The 9944-nt window shown below is 70.1% G+C and carries 8 protein-coding genes and 1 pseudogene; 8 read left to right on the top strand and 1 reads right to left on the bottom strand.

Annotated features, from left to right (window positions below):
- Positions 1-683: pseudogene (locus ACT4N8_RS11360) on the bottom strand (GNAT family N-acetyltransferase); the annotation flags it as partial.
- Between ACT4N8_RS11360 and ACT4N8_RS11355 the strand changes: the two are divergent.
- The 8 genes from ACT4N8_RS11355 to ACT4N8_RS11320 all read left to right on the top strand — a co-directional run.
- On the top strand, positions 670-2238 hold the full coding sequence (locus ACT4N8_RS11355) for an acyl-CoA ligase (AMP-forming), exosortase A system-associated (RefSeq protein ID WP_444858237.1): 1569 nt from the start codon (positions 670-672) through the stop codon (positions 2236-2238). The pseudogene ACT4N8_RS11360 and the gene ACT4N8_RS11355 overlap by 14 nt on opposite strands.
- Entirely contained in the window at positions 2235-3473 is a 1239-nt protein-coding gene (locus ACT4N8_RS11350; protein ID WP_444858236.1) for a pyridoxal-dependent decarboxylase, exosortase A system-associated, read from the top strand. The genes ACT4N8_RS11355 and ACT4N8_RS11350 overlap by 4 nt, the downstream gene beginning before the upstream one ends.
- Before the next feature lie 168 nt (positions 3474-3641).
- The gene (locus ACT4N8_RS11345) at positions 3642-4289 is read left to right on the top strand and encodes an XrtA/PEP-CTERM system exopolysaccharide export protein (RefSeq protein WP_444858235.1); all 648 of its coding nucleotides are present in this window, start codon (positions 3642-3644) and stop codon (positions 4287-4289) included.
- A gap of 39 nt (positions 4290-4328) precedes the next feature.
- Positions 4329-5861, top strand: coding sequence for an XrtA system polysaccharide chain length determinant (locus ACT4N8_RS11340; RefSeq protein ID WP_444858234.1), 1533 nt, complete (start codon positions 4329-4331; stop codon positions 5859-5861).
- An 8-nt stretch (positions 5862-5869) separates the two neighbouring features.
- Positions 5870-6829: a hypothetical protein gene (locus ACT4N8_RS11335; RefSeq protein WP_444858233.1), complete on the top strand. Its 960-nt coding sequence runs from the start codon at positions 5870-5872 to the stop codon at positions 6827-6829.
- On the top strand, positions 6819-8483 hold the full coding sequence (locus ACT4N8_RS11330) for a hypothetical protein (RefSeq protein WP_444858232.1): 1665 nt from the start codon (positions 6819-6821) through the stop codon (positions 8481-8483). The genes ACT4N8_RS11335 and ACT4N8_RS11330 overlap by 11 nt, the downstream gene beginning before the upstream one ends.
- A gap of 26 nt (positions 8484-8509) precedes the next feature.
- Complete coding sequence (locus tag ACT4N8_RS11325) at positions 8510-9562, top strand: XrtA/PEP-CTERM system-associated ATPase (RefSeq protein WP_444858231.1); 1053 nt, start codon at positions 8510-8512, stop codon at positions 9560-9562.
- A gap of 12 nt (positions 9563-9574) precedes the next feature.
- Positions 9575-9944 (top strand): polysaccharide deacetylase family protein (locus tag ACT4N8_RS11320; protein ID WP_444858230.1); only part of this gene is annotated, 370 nt, incomplete at its 3' end.

Here is a 9944-nt window from a genome sequence, read left to right as displayed (position 1 = left end):
TGCCTGGCGATGCCGAGGCGGAGCGTGCCCGCTTCGCCCTCCTGCTCGGCGAGGGCGCGCAGGAACGCGAAGGAGCCTTCGTCCGGCTTCCAGCTCGCGCGGTAGACGGCCTCGTAATCCGCCCAGGCGTCCTCGTCGAAGCGGTCGTAGATTTCGATCTTGAGGTGGGCCGCCTTGCCGCGGCGCTTGAAGGTGCTGCGCAGCTGGCCGGGCCGCGACGCCCAGTAAGCGGCGAAGTCCATGCCATCGGTCGCGATCCGCCAGTTGCCGGTCTTCTCCGAGACCTGCACCGACCAGCCCGCGGCGCGAAACGCCTCGGCGAGCGGCGCCGGATCCTCGAGCGGTGCCAGCTCGACGCTCGCGATGCCGCCGTCGCGCAAGGTGGCGGCCATTGCCGTCATGACGTCACTCGCGCGATTCCCCACGGCATCGAAGCGCAGCGAGTACCAGGCGGCGAAGGCGCGCGCCCTCCCGCTCTCGATCGCGAGGAAGAGCCACGCCTTGCGCCCCCCCTGCTCCGCTCGGATCACCCTCAGCCGACCCTTCGGTGGGCAATGCGCCGCGATCAGCTGGAACCAGTCGAGCCGGTGGAAGAGGCACGGTTGCGCCGCCCGATCCAGCGCCCCCGCGGCATCGGCGGCAACCTGGTCGAAATGGTCGAACAAAGCGATGTTAACCGTCACGCTTTATGCCCCCTCGCGAGCCTCCTATCATGCCGCTTTCGAAGCAGGAACGACCTTGCCGACGCCCGATCCCACCCCGCGCCCGCTCGATCACCTGACCCTGCAAGGCGCGCCGCAGGCGCCGGCGCTGGTGACGCGCGAAGGCACGCTCGACTTCGCCGGCCTTGAGGCTGCGGTCGGCGCGCTGGCGGCGGGGCTGAAGGCGAGAGGGCTCGGCCCCGGCGAGCGGGTGGCGAGCTGGCTCCCCAAGAGCCGCCTCGCCAGCCTGCTGCCGCTTGCCTGCGCCCGTGCGGGCCTGGTCCATGTCCCGATCAACCCGTTGCTCAAGCGGCTGCAGGCGGCGCATATCCTCGCCGACAGCGGCGCGAGCCTGCTGATCAGCGGCCAGGGCCGTCTCGCGACGCTCGAAGCCGGCGACGCCGCTTGCGCGATTCTCGACGAGGCGGGGAGCGCAGGCCTGTTCGATCATCCCGACCGCATGCCGCCATCGAGCGCGGCGCCGGACCAGCTTGCGGCTTTGCTTTACACCTCGGGCTCGACCGGACGGCCCAAGGGGGTGATGCTGAGCCATGCCAATATGTGGCTCGGCGCAATCAGCGTCGCGCATTATCTCCGGCTGAGCCCGGAGGACCGGGTGCTCGTCGTACTGCCCTTCGCCTTCGATTACGGGCAGAACCAGCTCTTCTCGACCTGGGCGGCGGGCGGCTGCGTCGTCCCGCTCGACTATCTCACCGCGCGCGACGTCATCCGGGCGATCGAAACCCATAAGATCAGTACCTTGGCCGGCGTTCCTCCGCTCTGGGTGCAGCTGGTCGAGGCGCCTTGGCCACCGGCCGCCGCGCTCAGCCTCAGGCGGCTCACCAACAGCGGGGGCAAGCTCGCCCCTTCGGTGATCCGCCGGATGCGCGAGCTTTTTCCGGCCGCCAACATCTATTCGATGTACGGCCTGACCGAGGCCTTTCGCTCGACCTATCTCGAGCCGGAGCTGCTCGACATGCACCCGGATTCGATGGGCAAAGCCATTCCCTTCGCCGAGATCATGGTGATCGGCGCCGACGGCGAGGAAGCGGAGGAAGGCGAACTGGTCCATGCCGGCCCGCTCGTCGCCCAGGGCTATTGGCAGGATCCGGAGCGGACGGCGGAGCGGTTCAAGCCCGCGCCGGCGGGCTCGGCCTTTGGCGGCATGGCGGTCTGGTCGGGCGACCGGGTCCGCCGCGACGTCGAAGGCCTGCTTTATTTCGTCGGCCGCGAGGACGGGATGATCAAGACCTCGGGCAACCGGGTCAGCCCGACCGAGGTCGAGGAAGCGGCGATCGCCTCGGGCGTGGTGCATGAGGCGGTGGCGCTCGGGCTTCCCGATCCACGCCTCGGCGAGGCCATCGCCCTGGTCCTGCGCCCGAACCGACGCGAGCGCGAGGCGGAGCTGCGCGCCTTCCTCAAGCGCCAGCTCCCCAATTTCATGCAGCCCGGCGAGATCCTCTGGCGCGACGAGCTGCCGCGCTCGCCCAACGGCAAGCTTGACCGGGTCGCGCTGAAGCACGAGTTGACCTCATGACCAAGCCGATGGGCCCGATCCCGGCCGGTTTTGCGGCCGATGGCGATGGCATGCTGCTGATCGGCGGCAAGCGCGCCGATGCGCTGGCGGCGCAAGCAGGCGACACGCCGCTCTTCGTCTACTATCTCGGGCTGGTCGAGCGGCAGATCGTCCGCTTCCGCGCCGCGGTTCCGGGTGTCGATCTACATTATGCCATAAAAGCAAATTCTTACCTTCCTTTGCTGAAACATGTCGCAAGCCGAGTCGATGGCCTCGACGTGGCCTCGGGCGGAGAGTTGCGGCTGGCGCTGGAGGCAGGGGCGGATGCGGCGCACATCAGCTTCGCCGGGCCCGGCAAGCGCGACGCTGAGCTGGAGCAGGCGATCGCCGCCGGCGCGACGCTCAATTGCGAGTCCGAGGGTGAGGCCGAGCGGGCGCTGGCGATCGGTGAGCGCCTCGGCTTGCAGCCGAGGATCGCCGTCCGGGTCAATCCGGACTTCGAGATCAAGGGCTCGGGCATGCGCATGGGCGGCGGCGCCAAGCCGTTCGGGGTCGACGCGGCGCGGGTGCCCGCTTTGGTCCGCCGCCTGGTCGAAGCGGGCGCCGACTGGCGCGGCTTCCATATCTTCGCGGGCTCGCAGGCGCTCGCCGCCGACGCCCTGATCGAGGCCCAGCTCGCCACGGTCGCGCTGGCCGCCGAGCTGGCCGAGGCCGCGGGTGAGGAGCCGCCGCTGGTCAATCTCGGCGGCGGCTTCGGCATCCCTTATTTCGGCGGCGAGCAGCCGCTCGCCGTCGAGGCGGTCGGCGCGGCTTTGGCGGAATCGCTCAGCAATCGCGCGCAAGTCCTTGGCCAAACGCGTTTTGCGATCGAGCTCGGCCGCTGGCTCGTGGGCGAGGCGGGGGTCTATCTGACCCGGATCATCGACCGCAAGGAGAGCCACGGCAAGACCTTCCTCGTCACCGACGGCGGCATGCAGCACCAGCTCGCCGCCTCGGGCAATTTTGGCCAGGTCGTTCGCCGCAACTATCCGGTGGCCATCGCCGGCCGCTTCGGCGCCGCGCCGGAGGAGGAGGTGACCATCGTCGGCTGCCTCTGCACGCCGCTCGACCGGCTCGCCGACGATGTCGCCATGCCGCGCGCCGAAGTGGGCGATCTCGTCGCCGTCTTCCTCGCCGGCGCCTACGGCCTGTCAGCCAGCCCGCAGGCCTTCCTCGCCCAGCATCCGGCGACGGAGATGGTCGTCGGCGGCGATTAACACCTGCGCCGGTGCTGTCCCGGATCGGGACGGCGCCCGAGAGCATCCCGTTTCCTAACCGTAACTTAACCTGTTCCGGCGTAGCAGCGCCTTGAACTGCGCACCCGCCACATTCCCGATCCGGGACGGGCGGGCGCCAGGGTCGAGAAGCTGTGAAGAGGAATGAGCATGCGTCTGTCCGCCAAGTCCTGGGCCGCCCTTTTCGCCAGCGTCAGCGCGCTCGCGCTCACTGGCTGCGCCGGCGCCGACCGGGTCGGCCGCAGCCTGCCGGCGGCGAGCTTCGTCGGCTCGTCGGACCAGGTCAGCGAGAATTACCTGATCGGCGCCCTCGACGAGATCACCGTCTTCGTCTGGCGCAACCCGGAGCTCAGCACCACCGTCCAGGTCCGTCCCGACGGCCGCATCACGACGCCGATGGTCACCGACATGATCGCGGTCGGCAAGACCCCGGCCCAGCTCGCCGAGGACGTTCGCGTCGTCCTCGCTCAATATATCCAGGATCCGTTGGTCTCGGTCATGGTGAACCGGCCGCAGGGCACCTTCTCGCAGCAGATCCGCGTCGTCGGCGCGACCGAGCGGCCGGCGGCGATCCCCTATCGCGCCAACATGACATTGCTTGACGCCATGATCGCGGTCGGCGGCCTGTCCGAATATGCCGCGGGCGACCGCGCGCGGCTGGTCCGCACCGACCGCGCGACCGGCCGCCAGCAGGAATATGATTTGAGGATCGCCAGCCTGCTCCGCCGCGGCGACGTGCGCGCCAACGTCCGGCTCGAGCCCGGCGACCTGATCATCATCCCCGAGAGCAGTATCTAAAGCCGCCCCGGCCAACCCAGCCAAGGACGATAGCGCCCGATGGACGGACTCTACGAACAGTTCCGGATCGCCCTGCACCAGGTCTGGCGGCGCCGCTGGCTCGCCATGGCGGTCGCATGGGGCGTGGCCGTGCTTGGCTGGCTGATCATCGCGCTCATCCCCAACAGCTACGAGGCGAAGGCGCGGCTGTTCGTGCAGATGCAGTCGATCCTGCCCAACCAGATCGGGATCACCCCGGACGAGCGGCAGAATCAGCAACTCAGGCTCAAGCAGACGCTGACCTCGAACGAGAATCTCGTCCGCATCGTCCGCCGCACCGACCTCAATTCGCTGGTCGCCAGCGAGCGCGACCTTTCGACCGTGGTCGGGCAGCTTCGCCAGCGCATCGCCATCGTCGCCCAGCCCGACGGGATGATCGAGATCACCGGCAGCTCGAACGTCTCCGGCTTCTCCAACGGCCAGAACGCGCGCACCGCCGCCGCCACCGTGCAGGGCCTGATCGACCTCTTCATCGAGCAGAACCTCTCGGGCGACCGCCGTGAGACCGGCCAGTCGCTCCAGTTTCTTGACGAGCAGCTGCGCCAGCGCGAGACCGCGCTGCGCGAGGCCGAGCAGCGCCGGATGGAGTTCGAGCAGCGTTACATGGGCGGGCTGCCGGGCGTCGGCACGATCTCGCAGCGCATGTCCGCCGCGCGCGCCGAGCTCGCCAATCTCGAGCAGCAGGTGGCGGCGGGTCAGGCCTCGCTCAACGCGATGCGCGGCCAGCTCGCCGCGACCCCGCAATCGATCCCGGGCGCCGGCGGCAGCGACGGCTCGGCGAGCGGCCAGATCGCCGCGATCGAGGGCCAGATCAATTCGAACATGGCGCGGGGCTGGCGCGAATCGCACCCGGATATCGTCGCCGCCCGCCAGCAGATTGCGCGCCTCCGCCCCTATGCTGCCGCCGAGCGGCGCAGCGGCAATACCGGCGGGATCAGCAACCCTTCCTACGTCTCGCTCCGCGCGATGATGGGCGAGCGCGAGGCGCAGCTCGCCGCCGCCACCGCGCGCCGCAACCAGCTCCAGTCCGACCTCGCCCAGCTCTCCTCGGGCCAGTCGACCGAACCCGGCCTCGCCGCCGAACAGGAGCGGCTGGGCCGCGACTATGACGTACTGAAGCAGCAATATGACCAGCTGCTCGCCAATCGCGAGCAGGTCCGGCTGCGCAGCGACGTCCAGGCGCGAACCAGCCCGATCAACGTCCAGGTGATCGAGCCGCCCGTCGTGCCGTCCGCCCCCGCCGCACCGAACCGCCCGATCTTCCTCACCGCAGTGCTGATCCTCGCGCTCGGCGCCGGGGTCGCGGCCGCCTTCGTCGCGGGTCAGCTGCAGACGACCTTCCCGACCCAGAACCGGCTCGCCGCCGTCACCGGCCTTCCCGTGCTCGGCACGCTGAGCGAGGTGGTGACTCCCGACGAGCGCGCCCACCGCCGCCAGCGCCTGCTCTGGCTCGGCGGCACCGGCGCCGCGCTCGCGGGGAGCTGGGCGATCCTGGTCCTGGTCGAATTCTGGCAGCGAAGTTCGGCGGCGTGAGGAGCGACATGAGCAAGCACAGCCCCCTCTCGCTGATCGAGCGCGCCGCCCAGGTCTACGATTTCGGCGCCGCGCTGCGCGCGCCCGCGCCGGTTCCGGCCGCCGATCCCATGTCCAAGCCGGCTCCGGCCGAGCCGGCGCGGGTCGAGGCGCCCAGGCCGGCGCCGCTTGCGGTCGAGGAGATCGTCGAGCTCGCCGCGGCCGCGCCGCAGCCGTTCGACTTCGCCCCGACGGGCATCGCCCGGATCGACCGCGAGGCGCTCGCCGCCAAGGGCTTCGTCGTGCCGGGCGGCGTTCCGACCGGGCTCGCCGAGGAGTTCCGCCTGATCAAGCGGCAGCTCCTCTCCGGCATCGCTCGCCGCGTCTCGCTGCCCGAGGACAAGCGCCGCACCGTGCTGATCTGCTCGGGCCAGCCCGATGAGGGCAAGAGCTTCTGCGCGGTCAACCTCGCTTTGTCGCTCTCCGGCGAGCGCGAGGTCGAGGTACTGCTGATCGACGGCGATTTCTCCAAGCCCGACGTGCTCGCCACGCTCGGCATCGAGAACGGCCCCGGCCTGGTCGAGGCATTGTCCGACCCCGCCGCCAATCCCGAGGATTTCGTCGTGCGCACCGACGTGGCCGGACTTTCCGTCCTCCCCGCCGGGCGCAAGGCCAATAATGTGCCGGAGCTGCTCGCTTCGGACCGGACAAGGGAGGTGCTGGCGAAGCTCGTCGCCGGCAATCGCGAGCGGATCATCCTGTTTGATTCGCCCCCGGCGTTGATGGCGTCCCCAGCGACCGTGCTCTCGGCCCATGTCGGCCAGGTGCTCGTCGTGGTGCGCGCCGACCGGACAACCGAAGCCGATCTCCGCGAGACGATCGGCCTGCTCTCGGGCTGCGATCATGTCGGCCTGGTCCTCAACGGAGCGGGCATCGCCGTCAGCGGACGCAAATTCGGCGCTTATGATGGATATGGCCATGACCAATAAGCTTGCCCGCCGGCTGACGCTGGCGCTCGGCCTCGCTTTCGCCGCCTCGGCGGCCCACGCGCAGGATGCGCCGCCTTCGTCAGGCGTCAATTATGGCGCGCCCGTCACGGAAGGCGCCTCGGCGCCCGAATCCCGCCGCGAGCGGCGTGAGCGGCGCGCCGACATCGCACCCTATCTCGAGGTCGCGCAGGGGATCAGCACCGAGTTCGGCGGTGACACCCTGACCTATACGACCCTCGCCGCGGGCGTGGACGGCAGCGTCCGGACCCGCCGGGTCACCGCCGTCCTCTCCTATCGCTACGATCGGCTGGTCGAATGGAACGGCGATGCCGGCGATACCGACACGCACAGCGGCATCGCCGCGATCAGCGCCCAGGTCGTCCCGGGCGCCGTCAATATCGAGGCCGGCGCGCTCGCCACCCGCACCGGCGGGGAAGGGCGCGCGCTCGGCGTTACCGACCGCGACGCGGCGGTCGAGGTCTATTCGGTCTATGCCGGGCCGACCGTCTCGACCCATGTCGGGCCGGTCGCGGTCAACGCCTCCTATCGCCTCGGCTATGTCGCGATCGACGACGACAGCGTTACCGGCGGACCGGACGACGGCTATGACAGCGCGATCGCGCACAGCGCCACGGCGAGCGTCGGCATGGCGCCGGGGCGGCTGCCGGTCGGCTGGACGGTCGGCGCCGGCTATGCCCGCTCCGAATCGAACAGCGATTTCGACGACGAGTTCGAGGGCGCCTATGTCCGCGGCGACGTCGTCGTTCCGGTCAGCCCCACGCTCGCCTTCACCGCGGGCGTCGGTTACGAAAATATCGAGGCGAGCCAGCTCGACGTCGCCCGCGACGTCGCCGGCGTTCCGATCGTCACGCCCGACGGCCGGCCGGTTCCGGATCCGGCGGCGCCGCGCCTGCTCACCTATGACGTCAGCGGCGTGATCTACGATGCCGGCGTGATCTGGCGGCCGACCCCGCGCACCGAGCTCCAGGCCCGCGCTGGCCACCGCTACGGCGGCACGACCGTGGTCGGCTCGTTCAGCCACCGCTTCAACAGCGAGTCCGGGATCGGCGTCACCGTCTACGACACGGTCGAGACGTTCGGCGGCTCTCTTATTAGCAATCTCAGTAACTTGCCGGATGATTTTGAGGTTGCACGCAATCCGCTGACCGGCGATCTCACCGGCTGCGCCTTCGGCTCGACGCCGGGCACGGGCGGCTGCCTCGGCGGCAACCTCCAGTCGATCCGCGGCGGCACCTTCCGCTCGCGCGGCGGCAGCGCGATCCTCTCGGCCAACCGGGGCCGCTGGAGCTTCGGCGCGGGCGCCGGCTACAATCGCCGCAGCTTCGCCCGTCCGGACGACGCCGTTTTCGACGTCTTCGGCAGCACCGACGAGAGCTTCGCTTTGTTCGCCGGGGCCGGGCGCCAGCTCAGCCGCTCGTCGGAGGTCAATCTCAGCGCCTATGCGAGCTGGTTCGACAGCGACGCGCCGGGCTTCAACCGGGTGTTCAGCACCGGCGGCACGGCGAGCTACAGCCGCCGCCTGCTGCTCGACCGGCTGCAGTTCCAGGCGGCGCTCGGCGTCAACCACAGCGACGACGGGGTCGAGGACAGCACCATTGCCTCGGCCATCGCCGGCCTTCGCTACACTTTCTAAACGAGCGCGGGGCTAGGGAGAGCGCCATGTACAGCGACCATTTCGGCCTCACGGGACAGCCCTTCCAGCTGACCCCGGACGCGCGCTTCTGGTTCGAGAGCCGCACGCACCGGAAGGCGATGGCCTATCTCGGCTATGGCCTCGCGCAGGGGGAGGGCTTCATCGTCGTCACCGGCGAGATCGGGGCGGGCAAGTCCACCCTGGTCGCGCATCTGATGGCGACGATCGACCGCGCCCGCCTGAACGCGATCTCATTGGTCTCGACTCAGGTCGAGGGCGACGACATCCTGCGCCTCGCCGCGCAGGGCCTCGGCGTCGCCACCCGCGGGGTCGAGAAGGCGGCCTTGCTCGACGCGGTCGAGAGGCGGCTCGACGAGGAGACTCGGGCGGGCAAGCGCACCCTGCTGGTCGTCGACGAGGCGCAGAACCTGCCCGTCTCCGCGCTCGAAGAGCTGCGCATGCTCTCCAACTACCAGTTGCGCGGCCGTCCGTTGCTGCAGATCGTCCTCTTGGGGCAGCCCGAGTTCCGCGCCCGGCTCGCCTCGCCGGGGCTGGAGCAGCTCCGCCAACGCGTCATCGCCACCCATCATCTCGACGCGATGGGGTCGGACGAGGTCGAAGCCTATATCCGCCACCGGCTGCAGCTGGTCGGCTGGACCGGCCGTCCGGCCTTCGAAGCCCAGGCCTTCGCCGCGATCCACGAGGCCAGCGGCGGCATTCCCCGCCGCGTCAACCAGCTCGCCAACCGGGTGATGCTGCAGGCCGCGGTCGAGGGCGCCGAGCGGATCGACGCCGCCACCGTCGCCACCGCCGCCGCCGATCTCGCCGCCGATGCGGTCCAGCCCGCGCCGGTCGAGGAGCGGGTCCTCCCGCTGCGTTCGAGCCGGCCGCACGCCGTCGCCGCCAACGAATCCGCCCCACAGCCCGTCGCCGCGGCCGATCCCGCGCTGGAACGCCGCATCGCCGCGCTGGAGGCGCGGGCCGACGAGCATGAGGCGATGATTCGCCGTGTCCTGACCCTGCTCGTCGACTGGGTCGAGGGCGGCCAGGATCAGGCCTACCGCTCGCGCGTGGCCTGAGCGGGAGGGCCGATGACGAATGCCCTCTCCGTCGATGTCGAGGACTGGTTCCAGGTCGGCGCCTTCGAGACCGTGATCGACCGCGCGGCGTGGGATCGGATCCCGCGCCGCGTCGAGCAGAACACGGACAACGTCCTCGCCCTGTTCGAAGAAGCGGGGGTCAAGGCCACCTTCTTCACGCTGGGCTGGGTCGCCGAGCGCCACCCGGCGCTGATCCGCCGCATCGCCGAGGCCGGCCATGAGGTCGCCAGCCACGGCTGGGACCATCGCCGCGTCTTCACTCTGAGCGAGGCCGAGTTCCGCGCCGACATCGGCAAGGCGCGTCCAGCGATCGAAGACGCGGCGGGCACCGCCGTGACCGGTTATCGCGCGCCGAGCTTCT

Source organism: Sphingosinicella sp. (assembly GCF_052387495.1).
Classification (GTDB): Bacteria; Pseudomonadota; Alphaproteobacteria; order Sphingomonadales; family Sphingomonadaceae; genus Allosphingosinicella.
The sequence above is the reverse complement of the archived record's forward strand: the minus strand, read 5'-3'. Positions and strand labels throughout refer to the sequence as shown.

Bases quoted from the DNA above. Each gene is read 5' to 3' on its own strand.
- ACT4N8_RS11330 (WP_444858232.1), top strand. From the start codon at position 6,819: ATGACCAATAAGCTTGCCCGCCGGCTGACGCTGGCGCTCGGCCTCGCT.
- ACT4N8_RS11335 (WP_444858233.1), top strand. From the start codon at position 5,870: ATGAGCAAGCACAGCCCCCTCTCGCTGATCGAGCGCGCCGCCCAGGTC.
- ACT4N8_RS11325 (WP_444858231.1), top strand. From the start codon at position 8,510: ATGTACAGCGACCATTTCGGCCTCACGGGACAGCCCTTCCAGCTGACC.
- ACT4N8_RS11355 (WP_444858237.1), top strand. From the start codon at position 670: ATGTTAACCGTCACGCTTTATGCCCCCTCGCGAGCCTCCTATCATGCC.
- ACT4N8_RS11345 (WP_444858235.1), top strand. From the start codon at position 3,642: ATGCGTCTGTCCGCCAAGTCCTGGGCCGCCCTTTTCGCCAGCGTCAGC.
- ACT4N8_RS11340 (WP_444858234.1), top strand. From the start codon at position 4,329: ATGGACGGACTCTACGAACAGTTCCGGATCGCCCTGCACCAGGTCTGG.
- ACT4N8_RS11350 (WP_444858236.1), top strand. From the start codon at position 2,235: ATGACCAAGCCGATGGGCCCGATCCCGGCCGGTTTTGCGGCCGATGGC.